Here is a 23,014-nt window from a genome sequence, read left to right as displayed (position 1 = left end):
CGCTTTTGCTGATAGCAGTTGTCAGGTGACCCTGCACCCGTCAAGCGGCGACCCCTTCCGGTTCGGCACCGAGGCGTTCTACGCCGCCCTCGGCCGGGCGTTCGTCGCCATGTGCGCGGTGGTCCCGTTCCTCTTCCTCATCGAGGCCGTCGACCAGGGGCTCGCGTTCGGCCTGGACGCCAACGCCGGCATCATCCCGCAACGGATCGAAGGGCTGGACGGGGTCTTCTTCTCCCCGTTCCTGCACCACGGCTTCGACCACCTCTACAGCAACAGCATTCCGTTGATCCTGCTGGGCACGTTCGTGCTGGCCGCCGGTGCCCGCCGCTTCCTCTGGTCGACCCTGGTCATCATCCTGGTGAGCGGGCTCGGCGTCTGGTTCACCGGCTCGCCCAACTCGGTGGTGGTCGGCGCCAGCGGCGTCATCTTCGGCTACCTGGGCATCCTGCTCACCCGGGGCATCGTCGAACGCAGCTGGTGGAACTTCGCGGTCTTCCTGCTTGTCGGCCTGCTCTACGGCTGGCAGCTCGTCGGCATCCTCCCCACCGACGAGCGGATCTCCTGGCAGGGCCACCTGTTCGGGCTGCTCGGCGGGGTGGTCGCGGCGATCCTGTTCCGTCGTCGACGGCCGGCGGTGGACGGGCCGGACCACTTCGGGTCCACGCTCAGCCTGCCCTGACCAAATCCCCGGCGCGCCCCTGGGACGTGCTTGCCGGACCGCTGCCACCCGCCTACGGTCGAGATCAGCACGCGTTGATCCGTAAGCGGAAAGCGACGGTACGCCATGCGCGAGGTCGATGTCGCCGTGATCGGGGCCGGTCCGGCCGGTCTCTTCGCCGCGTACTACGCCGGGTTCCGAGGGTTGTCGGTGGCGGTCATCGACGCGCTGCCCGAGCCCGGCGGCCAGGTCACCGCCATGTACCCGGAAAAGTTGATCCTCGACGTGGCCGGCTTTCCCGCGGTCAAGGGCCGGGATCTGGTGGCCAACCTGGTGGCACAGGCCGCCCCATTCGCGCCTCAATACCTGCTCAACACCCGTGCCGAGAAACTGTCGTACGCCGACGGTCTTCCGGTGCTCGGCCTGGCCGGCGGCGAGCAGCTCGCGTGCGGGGCGGTCGTGGTCACCGGCGGGCTCGGCAGCTTCAGCCCTCGACCCCTGCCGTGCGCCGACGGCGCTCCCGGCACCGGGATCGTCTACTTCGTCACCGAGCCGACCGAGCTGGCCGACCACGACGTGCTGATCGTCGGTGGCGGCGACTCCGCCTTCGACTGGGCGTTGGCGCTGCAACCACTGGCCCGTTCGGTGACCCTCGTGCACCGCCGGGAGAAATTCCGGGCGCACGCCTCGACTGTCGCCCGGGTGCTCTCCCTGCCGGTGCGGGTGGTGGTCAACGCCGAGGTCACCAGGCTGTTCGGGGAGGGTGCCGTGACCGCCGCCGAGGTGCGGGTGCACGGCGGTGCCACCGAGACGCTGCCGGTGGACACCGTGGTCGCCGCGCTCGGCTTCACCGCCGACCTGGGCCCGCTCGCCGAGTGGGGGCTGCGGCTGGACCGCCGGCACATCCTGGTGGACAGCGCGATGGCGACAAACCTGCCCCGGGTCTTCGCGGCGGGTGACATCACCGAATACCCGGGCAAGGTGCGCCTGATCGCCACCGGCTTCGGCGAGGCGGCGACGGCGGTCAACAACGCGGCGGTGGCCATCGACCCGAGCGCCCACCTCTTCCCCGGGCACTCCTCGGACGCCGGCTGACCGTCGGTATCGGACCCGCATCGATCCGTGTCCGGATCGAGACGGGTCGACCCGACCCTGGGAGGATGACCGGTCCCGCGGCACGCCAGGACGGCGCATCGACCACCCTGCCCTGGCTCGGCCACCCCAGCACCCTGCTCGCCCTGGTGCTGCTGCTGGTCAACGACCACGTCCTGAAGCCGGCCTTCCCCGGCCCGCTGACCGGCAAGCTGAGCGACGTCGCCGGCCTGGTGCTCGCCCCGCCACTGGTCGCGGTGCTGCTGACCCTCCTGGTGCCGCGGTTGCCGGCCCGGGCCGCCGCGCTGGCCGGTCTGGTCGTGGTGGGCGCCGGGTTCGCGCTCGTCAAATCCAGCGGGTACGCCGCCGAACTGGCCTCGTCGGGCTGGACCGTGCTGGCCGGGCCGTCCCTCGTCCGAGCCGACCGGACCGACCTGCTGACCCTGCCGGCACTCGGCCTGGCCTGGTGGAGTTGGACGCGAGCGCGTCGCCGACCGGTGCGGCAACGGACCGCCCGGCTGGTCCGGCTGCTGGTGGTGCTGCCGCCGGCGGTGCTGGCGGTGGCCGCGACAAGCGTGGTGCGCTACCCCTACGCCGTGGGCACCGCCCTGCTCGATGGTCAGCCGGCGGCCTCGATCGGCTCGGGCTACGACGACCGATCCTGGCCGACCCAGCCAGCCGAGGGCCGGTGGTCGGTCAGTACGGACCGGGGGACCAGCTGGCGACCCGCCGACGACGGCGAGGAACAGCGGCTGTCCCGTCCGGGCGTCGGGCAGCGGCAGGCGTGCGTGCCGGCCGAGCCGCGGCGGTGCTACCGGGCGGTCCCCGACCACCTGCGGGTCGAACAGAGCGACGACGCCGGTGCGACGTGGCGGGTGGCCTGGGAGATGTCGGACGCGCGCCGCGAGGCGTTCGCCCGTCGGTTCGACAACCCGGGCGACATCCGTCGGCACTTCGCCTCCCGCGATCTGATCGTCTATCCCGTGGCCGACGGCGGCCACGAGGTGCTGGTCGCCAACGGTCGCGACGGCCTCCTGCGCCGAGGATCGGACGGCGGCTGGCGACGTGCCGGATTCCCCAGCGAGCAGACCACCCTGGACGTCCGCTCGGACGATCCACCCATGCTGGGCCCCGAGGGACCCGACGACCGCGACACCGACGTCTTCCTCGCCTTCGCGCTCTCGCTGACCCTGGCCGTCGCGGTCACCGTGCTCGCCGCCCACCTGGCGATCCGGCGCGGCGGAGGCCCACGCTGGTGGGGAGTCGCCGGCAGCGGGGTGATGCTGTCCGCCGGGATCGTGCTGGCCCTGGCCTGGGAGCGCAACGACGACTACTCGACGTTCAACGCCCTGCTGCTCGTCGTCCTGCCGGCGTGTCTCCTGACGGCGGTGAGTCTGATCGTCCGGGCCTCCTACCAGGGGGCGCTGGGCCGATGGATCACAGGGGCGCTGATCGGGCTCCTGCTCACCGCCTTCCTGGCCTGGCTGCCGCTCATCGGTTGGCTGCACGGCACCCCACCACAGACCCGGATCGCGGTGCCGCTCGCCCTGTTGGGCACGGTGCCGGGCGTGCTGCTGGCCATCCGGATCGCCGGGCTTGTCGACCCGACCCGCGCGTACGAGCGCCGGCATCCGCCGCGTCCGCCCTACCCGCCCGGGCCGCACGGGCCCTATCCGCCCGCGCCGCAAGGGTGGCCCTATCCGCCCGCGCCGTACGGCCGGCCCTGTCCGCCCGCGCCCTACCCTCCGGGCCCGCCCGCGGTGCCTGACCCGACCTACCCGAATGCACCCGACCCTTCGCGACCGCTGGCGGTGCCTGATCCTTCGCGCCCGCTGGCGGTGCCCGACCCTTCGCGCCCGCTGGCGGTGCCTGATCCGCCCGCGCCGGCGCAGTTCCCGCCGCCCGCGCCGGCCCAACTCCGGCCGCCCTACCCGTTGCAGCTCCCGCCGGACTGAGCGTTCCGCGCGGAGCCGCGAGCGCGGGGGTTGGTCGGCGTGCCGGGTGCCCAGGGCACGGGTTGGTCGGCGCGTGAGGCGTTCGGCGCGGGGGGGCGTGGGGCGTTCAGCGCGCGGGTTGGTCGGCGCGGGGGGCCGGTGGCGCCAGCGCGGCGATCAGCACCGCCACCATGGTCAGTGCTGCACCGAGCAGGGTGTTCACACCGGGGTGGGAGGCCGCGGTGGGCAGCACCAGGTCCAGCAGGACCGCCCCCACGATCTGGCCGGCGATGGTGGCCAGGCCGAGCAGCAGCACCCCGGTGAACCGTACGATCGCGGCGGCGATCGCGATGAACACGATGCCGATCGGGCCGCCCAGGTAGAGCCACGGCTCGCTGGGTAGGTGGCCGGTCGGCCAACCGCGTACCGCGATGTCGATGGCGAACGCGACGAGCAGGGTGGCCGTGCCGACGGCGAAGTTGACGAGTGTGGCGGTCAACGCGCTCTCGGCCGCCGCCCGGACCCGCCCGTTGACGGCCTGCTGCCAGGCGGTGCCCACCCCGGCGACCAGCGGCAGCAGGGCCAGCGCCAGCGTGCCCGGAGCGCCGAGCCGGTCACCGACGGCCAGGCCGACCGCGAGCACGGTGAGCACCGCGCCGGCCAGCCGCTGCCGGGTGACCGGCTGCCGGCCGGTCGGACCGATGCCGGCCCGGTCCACGGCGAGGCTGCTGCCGGACTGGCCGGCTACCACGGCCACGGTGAACACCGCCACGCCCAACGTGCCGATGGTGAGGCCCTGGGAAGCCACCAGGAAAGCCCCGCACATGCCACCGAGGCACTGCCACGGCCGCAGCGTGCCCGTCGCGAGCGCGCGCCGCACCCCGACCAGGCCACGTCGCCCGCCGGGGGTGGCGGGCACCAGCACCAGGAGCACCAGCAGACCCAGCCCGAACGAGACCACCGCGGCGGCGAACCCGTCGGCCAGGCGTACCCCCAACTCGCCGTTGATCCGCGACTGCACCGCCACCGCGACCCCGGAGGCCGACGCCAACGCGACACCGGCGATTCGGCGGGTCGCGGAGATGGCCTGCGGTGTCGCGGCGCCGGTGGTGATCACTCCTGCTCGGCCAGCGGCCGACCGTCGAAGTCGACAGCGGAGTAGAGCGCCAGCTTCTCCAGCCGGTGGTACGAGTCGATCACCCGGATCGTGCCGCTCTTCGACCGCATCACGATCGACTGGGTGTACGCGCCGCCGGCCCGGTACCGCACTCCGCGCAGCAGATCTCCGGAGGTGACCCCGGTCGCCACGAAGAAGCAGTTGTCGCCGGTGACCAGGTCGTCGGTGGACAGCACCCGGTCCAGGTCGTGCCCGGCGGCGAGCGCCTTCTCCCGTTCCTGCTCGTCGCGGGGCCAGAGCTTGGCCTGCATCGCACCGCCCATGCACTTCAGCGCGCAGGCGGAGATGATGCCCTCCGGGGTGCCGCCGATGCCCATCAGCACGTCGACCTCGGACTCGCCCCGGGCGGCCGCGATGGTGCCCGCGATGTCGCCGTCGGAGATGAACCTGATGCCCGCCCCGGTCCGGCGGATCTGGGTGACCAGGTCGTCGTGGCGGCTGCGGTCCAGCACGCAGACCGTCACCTCGGACACGTCGGTGCCCTTGACCTTCGCGATCCGGCGCAGATTTTCGGCCACCCCGGCGTTGATGTCGATCACATCGGCGTACGCCGGCCCGACGGCGAGCTTCTCCATGTAGAAAACGGCGCTGGGGTCGAACATCGCACCCCGCTCGGAGACGGCGAGCACGGCGACGGCGTTCGGCATGCCCTTGCTCATGAGGGTGGTGCCGTCGACCGGGTCGACGGCGACGTCCACCTCGGGGCCGGTGCCGTCGCCGACGTGTTCGCCGTTGAAGAGCATCGGGGCGTTGTCCTTCTCGCCCTCGCCGATCACCACCACGCCGCGCATCTGGATCGAGTTGATCAGCTTGCGCATGGCGTCGACGGCGGCTCCGTCGCCGCCCTCCTTGTCGCCCCGGCCCACCCACCGGCCGGCGGCCATCGCGGCTGCCTCGGTGACCCGGACCAGGTCGAGGGCGAGGTTTCGGTCGAGATCCTGTGGGATCCGCGTCCTGGTGTTGGTCATGACGGCTGCTCCTCCTCGCGACGGTGCGGGGACGACCGGCGGCGGGGCGGTCCCCACTGCCGGCTCTGTCGCTGATCCTCACACGATGGCCGACCCGGGGTTGGCGCGGGGCGGTGATGGCCTGGATACCGCCGGTCGGGCGGCTGCGAAGATGGAGGGGTGGAGCCCGCACAGCCAGCCGACCGCGTACCCGCCGACCGCACGCCGCCCGACGGTCAGCCGCCGGCCGACGTCCCCGTCGGCCCCGGTGGTGACCCCGCCCGCGATGAGCCGACGCCACCGCCGGGAGTACGACCCGCCAAATCCGAGCGGTCGCCGAAGGACATGGCGATCTCCTTGCTGGTGCTGCTCGTCCCGATCGCGCTGCTGCTGGCGTTCTATCGCGGCTTCCTCGGCGGTGACCAGGCCACGACAGTCGATCCAGCCCCGGCCATCGAGCAGGCCCGGTCGGCGAACGTGTTTCCGGTGAGCCAGCCGGAGGGGCTCAGCCCCGAATGGTCGACGGTGAGCGCCCGCTACCAGAGCGTCGACGGCGGCGCGAACCTGCGTATCGGCTATCTCACACCGGAGGGGCGGGGCCTGCAACTCTTGCAGAGCAGTGTGCCGGCGGAGCGGCTGCTCCCCGCCGAGCTGACCGACCAGGGGCAGCCCCGGGGCCCGACCGAGCTGGCCGGGCGCACCTGGCAGCTCTACACGGCCCGGGGCAACCAGCAGGCGCTGGTCCTCCTGGAGCCGTCCCGCACGGTGATCGTCATCGGCGACGCCCGGGACAACGAACTACGCGAGTTGGCCGGCTCGCTGCGCTGACCAGGCCCGGTGGTGGTCGCGGAGGGCAACCGGACAGAAGGGTGATTGTCCGACCCGTCAACAGGGAACAGAGAGGGAGTGATCCGGGTGCGCTGCTCGGCCCGGATCGCGCGGCGCGGCCGACGGTGCTGCCGCGTCGCCCGGTTTCCGGCGCCGTCCAGGCCGTCGGGTGACCCCCTTGGGAGACACGTATGACTGTCCGACGATTCGGCGCCGGCCTGGTAGCCGCTGCCCTGATCACGCCCGCACTGGCCGCCTGCGGCGACGGTGGGACCGGCACCGCCGGATCGACCGCCACCCCGACGGTGACCGCGTCCGGCACGGCGAGCGCGTCCGGCGCTCCGGCGGCGGGCGACGCCAAGCAGGCCCTGCTCGACTCCACCAAGGAGATCAGCAGCGGCAACTTCCGGTTCACTCTCGCTGGCGCCGGCTCGACAGCCGAGGGCCAGGTGCACCAGCCGAGCCAGAGCGCGGCGATGAAGTTCGCCATCGGCGGCCCCTCGTCCGACCTGGCCATGAAGCTCGACGTGATCCACTACAAGCCGGACAGCTGGGTGAAGCTGGAACTGACCGGCCCCACCGCCGACAGCCTGCCCGCCATCAAGCAGCTCAACCTCGGCAAGTACCAGCACCTGGACCAGGCCCGGATCAAGGGCAACCGCAATCTCGGCTTCGACTTCGACAAGGTCGACCCGGCCGGCAGCGCGGTGCTGACCCAGGGCATCACCGAGGTACGCAGCACCGGCACCGGCGCGTACGCGGGCACCATCGACGTCAGCAAGGCCGCCGAGGCGGGCTCGTTGAACGCCGCCACGATCGCCGCGCTGGGTACCCAGGCGAAGACCGTTCCCTTCACCGCGAAGGTGGACGCGCAGGGCCGCCTCAGTGAGCTGGTGTTGCAGTTGCCGGCAGCCGGGCAGACCGCCGCCCAGGAGATCAAGATGACGTACTCCGACTACGGTGCCGCCACCGCCGCCCAGAAGCCGCCGGCGGACCAGGTCGTGGAAGCGCCGGCCGAGCTGTACAGCCTGTTCAACTGACGTACGCGTGTGGGGCGGCTCCGGCCGCCCCACCGGCGGTCGGTCAGGAAGCGGGCTCCTGCCGGGCGGCGTCGATCCGTGCCCGCGCGCCGTCCAGCCAGCGTTGACAGATCACCGCCAGCGCCTCACCGCGCTCCCAGAGCGCCAGCGACTCCTCCAGCGACGTGCCGCCGGCCTCCAGCCGTTCCACCACCGAGGCCAGCTCGGCGCGGGCCTGCTCGTAACTGAGCCGCTCGTCCGGCCCGGCCTTCGTGTCGTCAGTCATCGCACCCATCTCAGCACACCCCTCGCCGGGTCACCGCGTCGCCACTCAGCCGTCGACCGTGGCGGCCAGTTCGCCGTCGGCCAGTCGTACCCGCAACGGGTCGCCCTTGCCGACGTCGGACGCCGCGCGGACGACGTGGCCGTCCGCACGTTGCACGATCGCGTACCCCCGGTCGAGGGTGGCGGCGGGGGAGAGCGCACGCAGCCGGGCGAGGGTGTGCCGCAGGTCGTCGTCGGCGGCGGTGAGCCGGTGCTCCAGGCAGCGGCCGGCCCGCTGGCGCAACGCGCTCAGGTCGGTCGCTCGATGCTCCACCATCACCTGCGGTCGGGCCAACACCGGCCGGGACCGCAACCCGTCGAGCCGGTGCGTCTCCCGGTCGACCAGGTTGCGCACCGCCCGTTCCAGGCGGTGCCGGGCCTGACCGATGAGGCGTACCTCCTCGGTGAGGTCGGGGACGACACGCTTGGCCGCGTCGGTCGGGGTGGAGGCGCGGACGTCGGCGACGTAGTCGACCAGCGGCGCGTCCGTCTCGTGGCCGATCGCGCTGACCACCGGGGTACGGCAACCGAACACCGCGCGGCAGAGCGCCTCGTCGGAGAAGGGCAGCAGGTCCTCGATGCCGCCGCCGCCCCGAGCGATGATGATCACGTCGATGCTCGGGTCGGCGTCCAGGACCTTGAGCGCGTCGACGATCTGCGGCACCGCGGACGGGCCCTGCACGGCCACGTTCACCGTGCGGAACTGCACCGCCGGCCACCGTCGCCGGGCGTTGGTCAACACGTCCCGCTCCGCCGCCGACGCGCGACCGGTGATGAGCCCGACCCGGCCGGGCAGGAACGGCAGCCGGCGCTTGCGGGCGCGGTCGAAGAGCCCTTCGGCGGCGAGTAGCTTCTTGAGCTTCTCCAGCCGGGCCAGCAGCTCCCCGAGCCCCACCTGACGGATCTCGTCGGCGCGCAGGCTCAGCGTGCCCCGGGCGGCGTAGAACTCCGGCTTGGCGTGCAGCACCACCCGGGCGCCCTCGCGCAGCTCCGGCGCCCCGGCGTCCAGCACGTCCCGGTTGGTGGTGACGGTCAGGCTCAGGTCGGCCGACGGGTCACGCAGGGTGAGGAAGACAGTGCTGGCCCCGGGTCGGCGGCTGATCTGCGCCACCTGCCCGTCGACCCACACCCAGCCGAGCTTGGCGATCCACGCCCCCACCTTCTGGCTGACCACCCGCACCGGCCAAGGCTCCTCCGCGCTGCTCCGCGCCCCCTCAGTCACCCGCCCACCCTACGGACCCCACCCACCAGCCCCGTCGATCATGAAGTTATCGCGCTGTTCGACGGCGTGTCGCGCCGCTAACTTCATGATCATCGAGGGCTTGGGGCAGGGTTGCGCGGGATTTGGCGGAAGTGGCGGCGGGAGGGCCGGCACGTACGATGGGGGGGTGACTGAGGCTGAGGCGACTCCCCGGACCGGCAAGCGCGTGCTCCTGGCGAAGCCCCGCGGCTACTGCGCCGGCGTCGACCGCGCGGTGCAGACCGTCGAGGAGGCACTGAAGCTCTACGGTGCCCCGATCTACGTGCGCAAGCAGATCGTGCACAACAAGCACGTCGTGCAGACCCTGGAGGCGCAGGGCGCGATCTTCGTGGAGGAGAACGAGGAGGTGCCGGAGGGAGCCACCGTCATCTTCTCCGCGCACGGCGTCGCTCCCGAGGTCTACGAGCAGGCCAGGGCGCGCTCGCTGAAGGCGATCGACGCGACCTGCCCGCTTGTCACCAAGGTGCACCACGAGGCGAAGCGGTTCGCCGCCGAGGACTACGACATCCTGCTCATCGGCCACGAGGGGCACGAGGAGGTCATCGGTACCGCCGGCGAGGCCCCCGCGCACATCCAACTCGTCGACGGCCCGGACGGCGCCGACAAGATCACCGTCCGTGATCCGGAGAAGGTCGTCTGGCTCTCCCAGACCACGCTCTCGGTCGACGAGACGCTGGAGACGGTGGCCCGGCTCAAGCAGCGACTGCCGCTGTTGCAGTCCCCGCCCAGCGACGACATCTGCTACGCCACGTCCAACCGGCAGCACGTGGTCAAGGAGATCGCCCCCGACTGCGACGTGGTGATCGTGGTCGGCTCGACCAACTCCTCCAACTCGGTCCGCCTGGTCGAGGTCGCCCTGGACGCGGGCGCCCGCGCCGGCCACCTGGTCGACTTCGCCCACGAGATCGACGACGCCTGGCTGGAGGGGGCCACCACGGTCGGCCTGACCTCCGGCGCGAGCGTCCCGGACGACCTGGTCCAGGAGGTGCTGGCCTACCTCGCGGCGCGGGGCTTCGCCGACGTCGAGGAGATCACCACCGCCAACGAGCGGCTCACGTTCTCCCTCCCGCAGGAGCTGAAGCGGGACATGAAGGCCGCGGCGGCACGCGGCTGAACACGGGAACGAACCCGGCCCGGCGTACGTCAGATTCGGCATGAGGACCTTTCGGCTCGCCGTCTCCGCGCTGACCGTCTGCGTGGCGCTGAGCGCCTGCGGCAGCCAGGACGCCGGACGCGGCAACCCCCCGCCGACGCCGACCGGCACGCCGTCGGCGACCGGCCAGCCCACGCCCGACCCGTCCGGCACGCCGTCGATCGTCGACCCCGCACCGACCGGCGTGCCGTCGCGCCCGAAACCGGGCGGTCCGAGCACGCCCCCGGGGGTCCGGGCCACCACCCTGTCCGGGGTGGTGCAGGGCGGGGTGGAGCCCAACTGCGTACTGCTCGACGGCTACCTGCTCCTCGGCGGGCCGCGGGACGTGCTGACCCCCGGTGCGCGGGTGGAGGTCACCGGCCGGGCCGAGCCCGGCATGATGACCACCTGCCAGCAGGGCACCCCATTCGTCGTGTCGAACGCCAACCGGTCCTGAACACCCGCGCTAGCGGGTCGTGACCTCGTCGTCGGCCGGATCGGCCAGCTCGGGTGCCTGCGGCTGCCGGGGCGTCAACTCGACCTGCGCGGGCGTGGCCAACTCGTCGTCCGAGACGCCCAACTCGGCGAGCTTGCGCGCGCTGACCAGCACCCGGGCCTCCAACGACCCGACCGCCCGGTTGTACGCGGTCACCGCCCCGGCCAGCGACGACCCGAGCTTGCCCACGTGGTCGCCGAGCGTGGAGAGCCGACCGTACAGCTCCCGCGCGAGGGTGTGCACCGCGAGCGCGTTGCGGGCCAGCGCCTCCTGCCGCCAGGAGTAGGCGACGGTCCGGAGCAGTGCGACAAGCGTGGCCGGCGTGGCCAGCACCACGTTGCGGGTGAACGCGTGCTCCAGCAGCGTCGGGTCACGTTGGAGCGCGACGTCGAGGAACGTGTCGGCCGGAATGAACAGCACCACGAACTCGGGTGAGTTGTCGAACGCCGACCAGTAGGACTTGGCGGCCAGCGCGTCGACGTGCCCCCGCAGGTGCCGGGCGTGCGCGTCGAGGTGGGTGTCCCGGCCGCGTTCGTCGCGGGCCTCCATGGCCGTCAGGTACGCGTCGAACGGCGCCTTGGCGTCCACCACGACGGAACGGCCGCCGTGCAGCCGGACCACCAGATCCGGTCGGACGACCTGCTGGTCGGTGGCGGCGGTGACCTGCTCGGAGAAGTCGCAGTGCTCCAACATCCCGGCCGCCTCGACGATCCGGCGCAGTTGGTGCTCGCCCCAGCGGCCCCGCACCTGCGGCGCGCGCAACGCCGCCACCAGTTGCTTGGTCTCGGTGCGCAGCTCACCGGAGACCGTGGTCATCGAACGGACCTGCTCACGCAGCTCGGCGTACGCGTCGACCCGGTCGTGCTCCAGCTCGGCCACCCGCAGCTCGTAGCGGCGCAGGGTGTCGTGCAGCGGCGCGACAGCCCGGGCCACCGCCTCCTGGGACTGCGCGGTGGCCTCGTAGCTCAGAGCCCGCATCGACTGCTCCAGCCGGCCCTCGCCCTCCCGGGTGGCGGCCAGGGTGGCGTCCAGGCGGGCGATGTCGGCCGCCGAGCGGGACCGGGCCGCGAGCCAGCCCACCGCCCCGCCGGCACCGAGGCACACGATCACCAGGAGCAGGGTCGAGACGTCCATCACCGGAGCTTGCCAGACCGGTACGACGTGCGGGCCGGGGGTACGTTCGTTGTCATGGAACTTGTGCTCTGCCTCGCCGTCGTGGTGGTCGGCGCGTTGGGCGCCGCGGCGCTCGTCCGCGCCCAGGCCGGCGCCCGCCAACGCACCGCGCTCGGCGACGCCCGCGCGGAGGCGCAGCGGTGGTACGAGCGTCTCGGCGGCCAGTTGATGAACCTGCAGGGCGACGATCCAGCGGTACGCCAGGCGCTGGCCGATGCCGGTGAGCGCTACAACGCGGCCGGCTCGCAGTTGGAGCAGGCGCGTACGCCGCACCAGTTCGGGTTGGCGCGGGAGACTGCGCTGGAGGGGCTGGCGTACATCCGGGCGGCGCGTACCGCGCTGGGCATCGATCCTGGTCCGGAGGTGCCGACGCTGGCCGCCGCACGCGGCGTCGGGCAGCTCACCAAGGAGCGCGAGGTCGACGTGCAGGGGCAGACCTTCCGGGCCGGGCCGCAACCCGGCCGGGAAACGCCCTACTACTACCCCGGTGGGCGTTACCAGGGTCGGCCGGTGCCGGCCGGTTGGTATTCGACGCCGTGGTGGAAGACGGCGCTGGGCGCCGGCGCCGGTGTGCTCGGCGGCATCCTGATCGCCGACGCGCTGTTCTCGCCCGCCTTCGCCGACCCCGGGTACGGCTACGACGCCGGCTACCAGGAGGGCTTCGGCGACGGAGTCGACCAGGGCAGCGACGACCAGGACTTCGGCGGCGACGGCGGCGGCGACTTCGCCGGCGGTGACCAGGGCGGCGACTTCGGTGGGGACTACGCTGGTGGGGACTTCGGCGGCGGCGGCTTCGGTGGCGGTGACTTCGGTGGCGGTGACTTCGGGGGTGGGGACTTCGGCGGCGGCGACTTCTGACCGTCGTTCACACCTACGGAAACGGGCCCCGGTCGCAGCGACCGGGGCCCGTTCTCGTACCTGTTGATCAGCCGGTGTTGCGCATTCCGGCGGCGATGCCGTTGACCGTGGTGAGCAGTGCGCGTTCCAGGGCGGTGCCGTCGCTCGGTGCGCGTCGGCCACCCGGGGCGGTGGCGATCGCCCGCCCGGCGGCACCGGACTCCCGGTACTGCCGCAGCAGCGCCACCTGGAGATGGTGCAGCGGTTCCAGGTAGGTGTCGCGCACGGCGAGGGTGCGCTGGAGCACCGGCGAGTTTTCCAACAGGGCGGGTGAGGCGGTCACCGCCAGCACCTCCCGCTTGGTCAGCTCGTACTCCTGCTCGATCTGTTCGAAGATCGGGTGCAGATTCTTCGGGACCAGGGTCTCGACGTACCGGCGGGCGATGCTCAGGTCGGTCTTGGTCACCATCATCTCGACGTTCGACAGGAACGTGCGGAAGAAGTGCCAGTTGCGGTGCATCTCGGCGAGCACGTCCGCCAGACCGGCCTCGCGGGCGGCGGCCAGCCCGGAGCCGACGCCGAACCAGCCCGGCACGATCTGCCGGGTCTGCGTCCAGCCGAACACCCACGGGATGGCCCGCAGGCCGGACAGCCCCGCGCCGGTGTTCGGGCGCTTCGCCGGCCGGGAGCCGATGTTCAGGGCGCCGAGCAACTCGGTGGGGGTGGACGCCCAGAAGTACGCCGGCAGGTCCGGGTCCTCGACGAGCGAGCGGTAGGACCGGTACGCCGACTCGGACACCACATCCATCGTGGCGTCCCAGCGTTCCAGCATCTCGGCTGGCTGCCGCGGCGCGGTGTGCAGCAGCGTCGCCTGGAGCACCGCGGCGAGGGTGAGCTCCAGATTCTCCCGGGCCAGGGACGGCAGGGTGTACTTGTCGGAGATCACCTCACCCTGCTCGGTCACCTTGATCGCGCCGTCCAACGTGCCGTACGGCTGAGCGAGGATCGCCTCGTGCGTCGGCCCGCCGCCACGCCCGACCGTGCCGCCCCGGCCGTGGAACAGCCGCAGGTGCACCCCGTGCCGGGCGGCCACGTCGCGCAGCGCGCGCTGCGCCCGGTGGATCGACCACTGGCTGGTGGTGATCCCGGCTTCCTTGTTGGAGTCGGAGTAGCCGAGCATGACCTCCTGCACGTCGCCCCGGGCCCGCACCAGCGCCCGGTACGCGGGCAGCGACAGCAGGTCGTCGAGGAGTTCGCCGCCGGCGTTGAGCTCGGCCGGGGTCTCCAACAGCGGCACGAACCCGATCCGGGCGCGCCCGCTGTGCACGTCCACCAGGCCGGCCTCGCGGGCCAGCACCACCGCGGCCAGCACGTCGTCGATGCCCATGGTCATCGAGATGATGTACGACTCGATGACCTCGTTGCCGAACCGGTCCTGAGCCTCCCGGATCGTGCTGAACACGTCGAACGTCTTGCGGGCGGGCTCGGAGAGCGGGGTGTCGAGGGTGGACAGCGGTCGCCGCCCGGTCAGCTCGTCGGCGAGCAGCTTGGTGCGTTCCAGCCGGCTCAGCGCCGGATAGTCGGAGACCTCGCCAACGGCCTCGTAGAGCTGGGCGAGCACCGCGTGGTGCGCCTCGGCGTGCTCCCGGACGTCCATGGTGGCCAGGTGCAGGCCGAACGCGGAGACGGTACGAATGGTCGAGGCCAGCCGGCCGACGGCGGTGAGCTGCCCGGAGTTGCGGGCCAGCGAGGCACGCAGCAGGTCCAGGTCGGCGATCAGCTCGGCGGAGCCCCGGTAGTCCCGGCCCGGCACGTGCGCGGTGCCCTGCCGCAGGCGTTGCCGGGTGTTGGCGAGCTTCGCCTTCACGCAGCGCGCCTTGAGCCGGTACGGCTCCTCGGCGTTGACCCGCCGGAACCGCGTCGCCACCTCGGGCAGGGCGTCCAGGTCGGCGGCGAGGCTGGCGGAGAGGTCCAGCGACACCCCGCGCAGTCGGCGGGAGACCGAGACCTCGTTGATCAGGTGGTCCATCGCCTTCTCGGTGGCCGCGATGCCGTGCTCGTGCTGGATGGCCAGCACCTCGCGGGTGACCGCCGGGGTGACGAACGGGTTGCCGTCGCGGTCGCCGCCGATCCAGGTGCCGAAGCTCAGCGGCCGGGCCGTCGGTGACGTCTCCACGCCGAGGGTGCGCAGCGTGTCGGCCAGATCGTCGAGCACCTGCGGGGCGGCCTCGGCGTAGAGGTCGCGCAGGTAGTAGATGGCGTTGCGGGCCTCGTCGGTCGGGTCCGGTCGGTCGAGGCGCAGCTCGTCGGTCTGCCACATCAGGTCCAGCAGCTCGGCGAGGCGGCGGTTGGCCGGGCCCTCGTCGCTGGCACCGTAGAGGATCGCGTTGGCGGTCTCGGTGTCCAACTCGTCGGCGATCGCCCGCAGCTTGGACAGGATCGAGCGGCGGGCCGCCTCGGTCGGGTGGGCGGTGAAGACCGGGCGGACCGCCAGCCGGCGAGCCGCGTTGGCGATCTCCTCGGCCGGCACCCCACGCTCGGCGATCATCTTGGCCGCCTGGTCCAGCCAGCCGCCCTGCACCGCGCGACGGCGGCGCAGGTCCCGTGCGCGGTGCACCTGCTCGGTGATGTTGGCCAGGTGGAAGTAGGTGGAGAACGCGCGGGCCAGCTTGGTGCCGGTGGTCACGTCGAGCCCGCCGAGGCGCTGGGCGGCCGCCGGGGCGTCGGTGCGGACCTGGGCGCGGATCTCCTCGACGAGGTCGAGCAGCGGGCGACCCTCCTGGCGGGCCAGGGTCTGACCGAGCAGGGTGCCGAGCCGGCGGATGTCGGCACGCAGCGCGGCGTCGGGGCCGTCGTGGTCGTGCTGGTCAGTCACGGTGCGCTCCCTCACGTGGATGCGAAGGACAGCGCTGTCCGACTCACTGGATGGTATCCGCGCCCACCGTATGTCTGGAGACCCCCGGGTGATCCACTGCCCCCGGGGCGGTGTTTTCGGGCGTGATCTCAACCACCGTTTCGGGCTGCTCGCCGCGTGGGTGGGTGATCGCCGGGCTCAGCGGTTGGCGGGTTCAGCGGTTGACGATGGCGAAGGCGCGGACCGGGAAGGTGCCCATGCCGGCCACTCTCGGTGGGGCCGCCGTGAACCGGAACCCGCTTGGCGGGAGCGCGTCCAGGCCGGTCAGGTGCTCCACGATCGGGATGCCGGCGGCGAGCAGGGTGCTGTGCGCGGGGCGTACGCCGCCGGCCGTCGGACTCATGTCGTCGATGTTGATCGAGTCGATGCCGACCAGTGCGGCACCAGCGTCGGCCAGCGCCTGGGCGGCGTCCCCGGTCAGGTAGGGCGCCTCCGGAGCGCCGTACCGTTCGGTGCCGAAGTGCACGTCCCACCCCGTGTGCAGCAGCACCGCGCATCCCGCGACCTCGTACGGCGCCAGCATCAGCCGGTCCACGGCCCGCGTCCCGGCCGGCACCCGAACGACCACACCGGGCAGGTCGGCGAGGCGGCTCAGTGACACCCCGGCCAGGTCGTCGCCCCCGGCCCAGCGGTGGGCGGGGGTGTCCAGGTACGTGCCGGTGTTGGCGATCATGTCGATCCGGGCCACGTGGAACTCGGTGCCCGGCGCGTAGTTCGCCCGGGACGCCGCGAAGGTCAGCCAGTCACTGATCCGCGGTGCCGGCCAGCCGGGCAGGGTGATCATCCCGTCGCTGATCACGTGGCTCAACTCGACAAGCCGACGATCGGAGCCGCGCTCCTCGACGGCGACGCCCCGGCCACCCTTGTGCGGCTCTTCGATGATCGTCTTCGCGCTGATCCGGACCTCGGCGACCATCAGCAGCCCGAGGTGCCGGACGAACAACGCCGCCAGGTCCTCGTCGCTGATCTCCGGACCCGGAATGTCCAGCCGGAACTCCTCGGTACGCAGCCCGCCGCCGTTGGCGAAACTCACCTGCGCGTCGAACTGTGCCCGCCACTGCCGCATCACGAAACCCGACCACAGACACCACCCACCGGTCAAGATCCACGCTTCCGCTGGCGGGGGTTCGCGCCGCCCGATCGGAAAAGGTCGCGCTCGATCCAGGAAAGAGTGGGTTCCCTAGCCCTGGAGGCCACTAGATCCTGGATCGAGCACGATCTTGAGGCGGCTCGCGAGGGCGGCAGTGCGAGCGCCCCTCCCGCCTCCTTCCCGGGGCGGTCACGTGCGCGCTCGCCCCCAAGATCCGCACAACATCGGGGAAACTGCTGCCTCCCGCGCCCCGGAAGCAGCAGTTTCCGAGAAGTTGCGCGGATCTTGGGGCGGTGAGGGGTGAGGGGCGAAGGGCGTGGCGCGGACCTGGGCGGGGGTGCGCGGGCGGGTGGGGTGTCGAGCGCGACGCGACGCGGACCTCGACGGAAGGGGTTGTGTGTCGGTGCGCGGGGATAGGCTTGTCGTCGTGCACCCCTCGTCCGGCTGGACGCGGGGCCGCCGTCGTGTGCGTCGACTCCCCTGGAAGGTTTCCCTTGCTCACCGGTCTGTTCTCCGCCGCCCTGGCCGACCCGGGGCTGACCCGCGCGCGTGACCTGGCGCGCTCCGGTGCCGCCCAGGTCGACGGCCTCGACATCACCGCCCCCGCCGCGCTGCGCCCCTTCGCCGTCGCGGCGGTCGCCGCGGACAACGACGGTGCCGGGCGGCCGGTGCTCGCCGTGACCGCCACCACCCGCGAGGCCGACGACCTGGCCGCCGCGTTGGGTGGGCTGCTGCCTGCGGAGCAGGTGGTGGTCTTCCCATCGTGGGAGACGCTGCCGCACGAGCGGCTCTCCCCACGCTCGGACACGGTGGGTCGGCGGCTGGCCGTGCTGCGCCGGCTGGCGCACCCGGAGGCGACCGACGCGCACGGTGGCACCGGGCCGCTGCGGGTGGTCGTGGCCCCGGTCCGTTCGCTGCTCCAACCGCAGCTCAAGGGGCTCGGTGACCTGGAGCCGGTGCAGCTCGCCGCGGGTGAGGAGGCGGACCTGGAGGAGGTCGCCCACCGTCTGGTCGACATGGCGTACGCCCGGGTCGACCTGGTCACCAAGCGCGGCGAGTTCGCGGTGCGCGGCGGCATCCTGGACGTCTTCCCGCCCACCGACGAGCACCCGTCCCGGGTCGAGTTCTGGGGCGACGAGGTGGAGGAGATCCGCACCTTCGCCGTCGCCGACCAGCGGACCATCGAGCAGGTCCCGCTGCTCTGGGCACCGCCCTGCCGTGAGCTGCTGCTCACCCCGGCGGTCCGCGACCGGGCCGCCGCGCTCGCCGAGCAGCACCCCGAGCTGGCCGAGATCCTCGACAAGCTGGCCGAGGGCATCCCGGTGGAGGGCATGGAGTCGCTGGCGCCGGTGCTGGTCGGCCCCGACTCGCTGGAGCTGCTGCTGGACGCCATGCCGGCCGGCACCCACGTGTTGCTCTGTGATCCGGAACGCATCCGCACGAGGGCGCACGACCTGGTGCGTACCTCGGAGGAGTTTTTGCAGGCCAGTTGGGCCGCCGCCGCGGTCGGCGGCCAGGCCCCGGTGGACGTCGGCGCCGCTGCCTTCCGGACCCTCGGTGAGGTGCGCGCCACCGCCGGCCAGCTCGGCCAGCCGTGGTGGACGCTGTCCCCGTTCGGCCTGGTCGACGACCCTCATTCGGTCCGGAGTGCCGGCTCCCGGCGCGGAGGCCGAATTATGGTCGAGGGGGAGACGGCGACCGAGACGCGGCAGCCCTGGGAGGACGCACCGGAAGAGGCCACCGTCACCCCGGATGACGCCATCGCGGTGACCCTGTCCGCCCAGCCGGCCCCGCTCTACCACGGTGAGACCACGCGGCTGGTCGACGACCTCAAGCGTTGGGCTGGTGAGGGCTGGTCGATCGCGCTGGTCTTCGAGGGGCACGGCCCGGCCCAGCGGGCGGTGGAGGTGCTGCGCGACGCCGGCCTGGGTGCCCGGTTGACCGAGGAGGTGCCGACCGCGCCCGCCCCCGGCGAGGTGGTGGTGGCCTGCGGCGCGCTGACCAGCGGGTTCGTCGACGAGGCGTCCCGCTTCGTGCTGCTCACCGGCAACGACGTGACAGGTGGTCGGGGCACCTCGACGCGGGACATGCGCAAGATGCCGAGCCGGCGGCGCAACACCATCGACCCGCTGGAGCTCAAGGCCGGCGACCACGTGGTGCACGAGCAGCACGGCATCGGCCGCTACGTCGAGCTGGTGCAGCGCACCGTCAACGGCGCCAGCCGCGAATACCTGGTCATCGAGTATGCGGCAAGCAAGCGGGGCCAGCCCGGCGACCGCCTGTTCGTGCCGACCGACCAGCTCGACCAGCTCTCCCGCTACGTGGGCGGCGAGCAGCCGACCCTGCACAAGATGGGCGGCTCGGACTGGCAGAAGTCCAAGGCGCGGGCCCGCAAGGCGGTCCGGGAGATCGCCGCGCAGCTCATCCAGCTCTACGCCGCGCGCAAGGCGTCCAAGGGCCACTCGTTCGGCCCGGACACGCCCTGGCAGCGAGAGCTGGAGGACGCCTTCCCCTGGCAGGAGACGCCGGACCAGCTCGCCGCGATCGACGAGGTCAAGCGGGACATGGAGCAGACCGTCCCGATGGACCGGCTGATCTGCGGCGACGTCGGCTACGGCAAGACCGAGATCGCGGTACGAGCGGCGTTCAAGGCCGTGCAGGACGGCAAGCAGGTGGCGGTGCTGGTGCCGACGACGTTGCTGGTGCAGCAGCACTACAACACGTTCGCCGAGCGGATGAGCCAGTTCCCGGTGCAGATCCGGCAGTTGTCGCGGTTCCAGACCCCGAAGGAGACCGAGCGGACGTTGGAGATGGTCGCCGACGGCACCGTCGACATCGTGATCGGCACCCACCGGCTGCTGCAGACGGCCACCCGGTTCAAGCAGCTCGGCCTGGTGATCGTCGACGAGGAGCAGCGCTTCGGTGTCGAGCACAAGGAGCACCTGAAGACGCTGCGCGCCTCGGTCGACGTGCTGAGCATGTCGGCCACCCCGATCCCGCGGACCCTGGAGATGGCGATCACCGGCATCCGGGAGATGTCCACGATCGCCACCCCGCCGGAGGAGCGGCACCCGGTGCTCACCTTCGTCGGGGCGCAGGACGACCGGCAGGTGGCCGCGTCCATCCACCGTGAGTTGCTGCGCGACGGGCAGGTCTTCTACCTGCACAACCGGGTCGAGTCGATCGACCGGGCGGCGCGGCGGCTGCGGGAGTTGGTGCCCGAGGCGCGGGTCGCGGTGGCGCACGGCCAGATGGGTGAGGATGCCCTGGAGAAGGTCATGGTCGGCTTCTGGGAGAAGGAGTTCGACGTCCTGGTCTGCACCACGATCGTCGAGTCGGGCATCGACATCCCGAACGCCAACACCCTGATCGTGGAGCGGGCCGACCTGCTCGGCCTGGCCCAGTTGCACCAGATCCGTGGCCGGGTCGGCCGGGGCCGCGAGCGGGCGTACGCGTACTTCCTCTACCCGCCGGAGAAGCCGCTCACCGAGCACGCCCACGAGCGGTTGGCGACCATCGCCCAGCACACCGAGCTGGGCGCCGGCATGTACGTGGCGATGAAGGACCTGGAGATCCGGGGCGCCGGCAACCTGCTCGGCGGCGAGCAGTCCGGGCACATCGAGGGGGTCGGGTTCGACCTGTACGTGCGGATGGTCGGCGAGGCGGTCTCCGCGTTCAAGGGTGAGCGGTCGGAGGAGGAGCCGGACGTCAAGATCGACCTGCCGATCGACGCGCACCTGCCGCACGACTACGTGAGCGTGGAACGGCTGCGCCTGGAGATGTACCGCAAGCTGGCCGAGGCACGCGACGAGGAGCGGCTGACCGAGGTCGTCGCCGAGATGACCGACCGGTACGGCGAGCCGCCGGCACCGGTGCAGAACCTGGTGGAGGTGGCCCGGTTCCGCCTGCTGGCCCGCCGGTACGGCCTGACCGACGTGTCCATGCAGGGCAAGCACGTGCGGTTCGGCCCGCTGCCCCTGCCGGATTCCAAGCAGATGCGGCTCAAGCGCTACCACCCGGACGCGGTCTACAAGCAGGCCACCGACCAGGTCAGCGTGCCCCGACCGAGCACCCGTCGGGTCGGTGGCGAGCCGTTGCGTGATCAGGCGCTGCTCCAGTGGTGCGCGCAGCTGCTCTCCGATGTGCTGGGTGCTCCCGCCCCGCTCGCCGTCGCGGCGGGGTGAGGCGGGAGCCAACGTGGGGCGGGGCCAACGCGGGGCGGGGGCCAACGTGAGGCGGAAGCCAACGTGAGGCGGGGACCAGCAGCGTGCGGCGGGGGCCGGTGTGCGGTGGGGGCCGTCACCGCACGGACGGGGGCATGAGAGAGTGACGGGCATGCGTGCTCGCCGTGTGATCGCCGCCGCCAGCGTCGCGGCCCTGGCTGTCCTTTCCCTCGCTGCCTGCGGCCGGTCCGCGCCGGACGTCGCCGCGTACGTCGGTGACACCACCTACTCGTTGGACCGGGTCGACGCGATCTACGCCGATGTGCAGGCGAAGTACGGCGAGGCGGTCCGGCAGCAGGCGGTCCAGGCGGGTGCGTCGCCGTCGCCGGAGCAGTTGCGCTCCAAGATCACTCGCCAGGACGTGGTCGACCTGCTGGTCAGCCTGGATCTGGGCAAGCGGGTCGTGGCGGCGAAGAACGTGCAGGTGCCCGACGAGATCACCCCGCAGCAACTCGAACAGAACCTGCGGGTGCCGGCCAGCACCGAGTACGCCACGCTCTGGGGCGAGTGGATCGACATGCTTCAGGTGCTCAACCAGCAGCTCCCCCCGGCCGACCTGAGCGACGACTCGCTGATGGCCGTCTACAACGCCCTCGCGAAGGCCGGGGCGATCGACGGCGGCATGTCGGTGGCCGACGTTCGTAAGGCGTTCGGCGACGGTGGCTTCGTGCGCAGCGCCACCGCTCTCAGCACCGCTCTGGAGGCGGAGGCGGATCGGGTCGACGTGTCGATCAACCCGCGCTACCGGGCGGTCGGGGTGCCGTCGGTGGTGAGTAACGGTCAGTCGCTGATCTTCTATTCGCTGCCGTTCATCAACGAGGACGGCCCGGTCACCGACATCTCCACCCCGGAGCCCGTGCCGTCGACCGGCTCCCCGAACGTCGATGGCCCAGCGCCGGACCAGGGCACGGCCAGCTGAGCATGACGGCACGGATCGTCCTCCTGGTCACCTCGCCTCGGCTCCCGGCCGGCCTGCTGACCTCCGCGGCCTGGGACGTCGTACGCCGGCACCCGGTGTTGACCGGTGCGGAGAGCGAGATGACCACGGCCGTGCGTCAGGCGGGCGCCGAGGTGACAGTTGTGGACGGTCCGGCGACCCAGCCGCTGCTGGATGCGGTGGCGACGCACGGCACGGTGGTGTGGCTGGCCGGCCCGGCCGGCGACGAGGCGTTGGCCCGGGAGTTGGGTCTGCGGCTGGCCCGGCAGCCAGGGCTGGCCGAGATGGAGCTGATGTACGGCTCGTGGGACCCACCGGGTGCGCGACTGCTCGACGCGGTGGCCGTGTTGGACCGACTGGCCTCGCCGGGTGGTGACCCGTGGAAGAGGGCCCAGACGCACCGCAGCCTCGCGGGTTATCTGCTGGAGGAGAGCTACGAGGCGTACGACGCGATAAGCGCCGACGACACCGACGCGCTGCGCGAGGAGTTGGGTGACGTCCTGTTGCAGGTGGTCCTGCACGCGCGGCTCGCTGAGGAGTTGCCCGAGGACGAGCGGTGGACCATCGACGACGTGGCGGGTGGCCTGGTCGACAAGATGATCCGGCGCAACCCGCATGTCTTCGCCGGGGCGGAGGTGGGCACGCTGGAGGAGATCACCGAGAACTGGGAGCGGATCAAGCGCGCGGAGAAGGCCCGCAGTTCGGTGCTGGACGGGGTGGCCCTGAGCCAGCCCGCGCTGGCCCTGGCCGCGCAGATCCTGGACCGTGCCGCCCGTGCCGGCCGAGCGGTCCCGCCGCCACTCGCCGACACCCAGGTGGGCCCGGAGGCGCGGTTGGGTGCCAGCCTTCTGGCAACTGTCGCGGCAGCCCGCGAGGCGGGAATCGACCCGGAGGCGGCGCTTCGCCGCGCCACCCTCGCCTATGCCGAGGCCATCCGCGCCGCCGAGTGACGAGGGTGCTGCCCCAGCCCCG

Annotated in this window: 18 protein-coding genes; 11 read left to right on the top strand and 7 right to left on the bottom strand. The window is 72.2% G+C overall.

Annotated features, from left to right (window positions below; all coding sequences use genetic code 11):
* Window positions 1–25: 25 nt before the first annotated feature.
* The 3 genes from ACGFIW_RS06830 to ACGFIW_RS06820 all read left to right on the top strand — a co-directional run bounded on the left by ACGFIW_RS06830 (window position 26) and on the right by ACGFIW_RS06820 (window position 3,705).
* Window positions 26–679, top strand: a complete 654-nt coding sequence (locus tag ACGFIW_RS06830; RefSeq protein WP_357076525.1) for a rhomboid family intramembrane serine protease — start codon at window positions 26–28, stop codon at window positions 677–679.
* Between the two features lie 105 nt (window positions 680–784).
* Complete coding sequence (locus ACGFIW_RS06825; protein ID WP_393311477.1) at window positions 785–1,753, top strand: NAD(P)/FAD-dependent oxidoreductase; 969 nt, start codon at window positions 785–787, stop codon at window positions 1,751–1,753.
* Window positions 1,754–1,818: 65 nt separating this feature from the next.
* Complete coding sequence (locus ACGFIW_RS06820) at window positions 1,819–3,705, top strand: hypothetical protein (protein ID WP_393311475.1); 1,887 nt, start codon at window positions 1,819–1,821, stop codon at window positions 3,703–3,705.
* Window positions 3,706–3,811: 106 nt separating this feature from the next.
* Here ACGFIW_RS06820 and ACGFIW_RS06815 read toward each other — a convergent pair whose 3' ends face one another.
* The gene (locus ACGFIW_RS06815; RefSeq protein WP_393311473.1) at window positions 3,812–4,801 is read right to left on the bottom strand and encodes a DMT family transporter; all 990 of its coding nucleotides are present in this window, start codon (window positions 4,799–4,801) and stop codon (window positions 3,812–3,814) included.
* Entirely contained in the window at window positions 4,798–5,829 is a 1,032-nt protein-coding gene (gene glpX / locus ACGFIW_RS06810) for a class II fructose-bisphosphatase (RefSeq protein ID WP_393311471.1), read from the bottom strand. Before glpX ends, ACGFIW_RS06815 begins: the two co-directional genes overlap by 4 nt.
* 159 nt (window positions 5,830–5,988) lie before the next feature.
* Between glpX and ACGFIW_RS06805 the strand changes: the two genes are divergently transcribed.
* Window positions 5,989–6,636, top strand: coding sequence for a DUF4245 domain-containing protein (locus ACGFIW_RS06805; protein WP_393311469.1), 648 nt, complete (start codon window positions 5,989–5,991; stop codon window positions 6,634–6,636).
* A 191-nt stretch (window positions 6,637–6,827) separates the two neighbouring features.
* Window positions 6,828–7,676, top strand: coding sequence for a hypothetical protein (locus tag ACGFIW_RS06800; RefSeq protein ID WP_393311467.1), 849 nt, complete (start codon window positions 6,828–6,830; stop codon window positions 7,674–7,676).
* Between the two features lie 43 nt (window positions 7,677–7,719).
* On the opposite strand, the gene ACGFIW_RS06795 is transcribed toward ACGFIW_RS06800, so the two are convergent.
* Complete coding sequence (locus ACGFIW_RS06795; protein ID WP_030328827.1) at window positions 7,720–7,941, bottom strand: exodeoxyribonuclease VII small subunit; 222 nt, start codon at window positions 7,939–7,941, stop codon at window positions 7,720–7,722.
* Between the two features lie 45 nt (window positions 7,942–7,986).
* A complete protein-coding gene (gene xseA / locus ACGFIW_RS06790) occupies window positions 7,987–9,201 on the bottom strand; it encodes an exodeoxyribonuclease VII large subunit (RefSeq protein ID WP_393311465.1) in 1,215 nt (404 codons plus the stop codon).
* Window positions 9,202–9,367: 166 nt separating this feature from the next.
* Between xseA and ACGFIW_RS06785 the strand changes: the two genes are divergently transcribed.
* The gene (locus tag ACGFIW_RS06785; RefSeq protein ID WP_393311463.1) at window positions 9,368–10,354 is read left to right on the top strand and encodes a 4-hydroxy-3-methylbut-2-enyl diphosphate reductase; all 987 of its coding nucleotides are present in this window, start codon (window positions 9,368–9,370) and stop codon (window positions 10,352–10,354) included.
* A 40-nt stretch (window positions 10,355–10,394) separates the two neighbouring features.
* Window positions 10,395–10,829 carry a hypothetical protein gene (locus ACGFIW_RS06780; protein WP_393311461.1) on the top strand — a complete coding sequence of 145 codons (435 nt, stop codon included), beginning with the start codon at window positions 10,395–10,397 and terminating at the stop codon, window positions 10,827–10,829.
* A 9-nt stretch (window positions 10,830–10,838) separates the two neighbouring features.
* Here ACGFIW_RS06780 and ACGFIW_RS06775 read toward each other — a convergent pair whose 3' ends face one another.
* Window positions 10,839–12,002 (bottom strand): DNA recombination protein RmuC, encoded by a 1,164-nt coding sequence (locus tag ACGFIW_RS06775; protein ID WP_393311459.1) that lies wholly within the window; start codon window positions 12,000–12,002, stop codon window positions 10,839–10,841.
* Window positions 12,003–12,056: 54 nt separating this feature from the next.
* Here ACGFIW_RS06775 and ACGFIW_RS06770 point away from each other — a divergent pair, with 54 nt between their 5' ends.
* Window positions 12,057–12,899, top strand: coding sequence for a hypothetical protein (locus tag ACGFIW_RS06770; protein WP_393311457.1), 843 nt, complete (start codon window positions 12,057–12,059; stop codon window positions 12,897–12,899).
* 67 nt (window positions 12,900–12,966) lie between these two features.
* On the opposite strand, the gene ppc is transcribed toward ACGFIW_RS06770, so the two are convergent.
* Both ppc and ACGFIW_RS06760 read right to left on the bottom strand, forming a co-directional pair.
* Window positions 12,967–15,753, bottom strand: a complete 2,787-nt coding sequence (gene ppc, locus ACGFIW_RS06765) for a phosphoenolpyruvate carboxylase (RefSeq protein WP_393311455.1) — start codon at window positions 15,751–15,753, stop codon at window positions 12,967–12,969.
* A gap of 193 nt (window positions 15,754–15,946) precedes the next feature.
* Complete coding sequence (locus ACGFIW_RS06760) at window positions 15,947–16,858, bottom strand: cyclase family protein (RefSeq protein WP_393311453.1); 912 nt, start codon at window positions 16,856–16,858, stop codon at window positions 15,947–15,949.
* A gap of 1,040 nt (window positions 16,859–17,898) precedes the next feature.
* On the opposite strand from ACGFIW_RS06760, the gene mfd reads away from it, so the two are divergent.
* The 3 genes from mfd (at window position 17,899) to ACGFIW_RS06745 (ending at window position 22,992) form a co-directional block, all read left to right on the top strand.
* On the top strand, window positions 17,899–21,066 hold the full coding sequence (mfd, locus tag ACGFIW_RS06755) for a transcription-repair coupling factor (RefSeq protein WP_393312726.1): 3,168 nt from the start codon (window positions 17,899–17,901) through the stop codon (window positions 21,064–21,066).
* A gap of 151 nt (window positions 21,067–21,217) precedes the next feature.
* Window positions 21,218–22,024: a hypothetical protein gene (locus ACGFIW_RS06750; protein WP_393311451.1), complete on the top strand. Its 807-nt coding sequence runs from the start codon at window positions 21,218–21,220 to the stop codon at window positions 22,022–22,024.
* 2 nt (window positions 22,025–22,026) lie between these two features.
* Complete coding sequence (locus ACGFIW_RS06745; RefSeq protein ID WP_393311450.1) at window positions 22,027–22,992, top strand: nucleoside triphosphate pyrophosphohydrolase; 966 nt, start codon at window positions 22,027–22,029, stop codon at window positions 22,990–22,992.
* Window positions 22,993–23,014 lie beyond the last annotated feature (22 nt).

The organism is Micromonospora sp. NPDC048935 (genome assembly GCF_043197875.1).
GTDB lineage: Bacteria > Actinomycetota > Actinomycetes > Mycobacteriales > Micromonosporaceae > Micromonospora.
The sequence above is the reverse complement of the archived record's forward strand: the minus strand, read 5'-3'. Positions and strand labels throughout refer to the sequence as shown.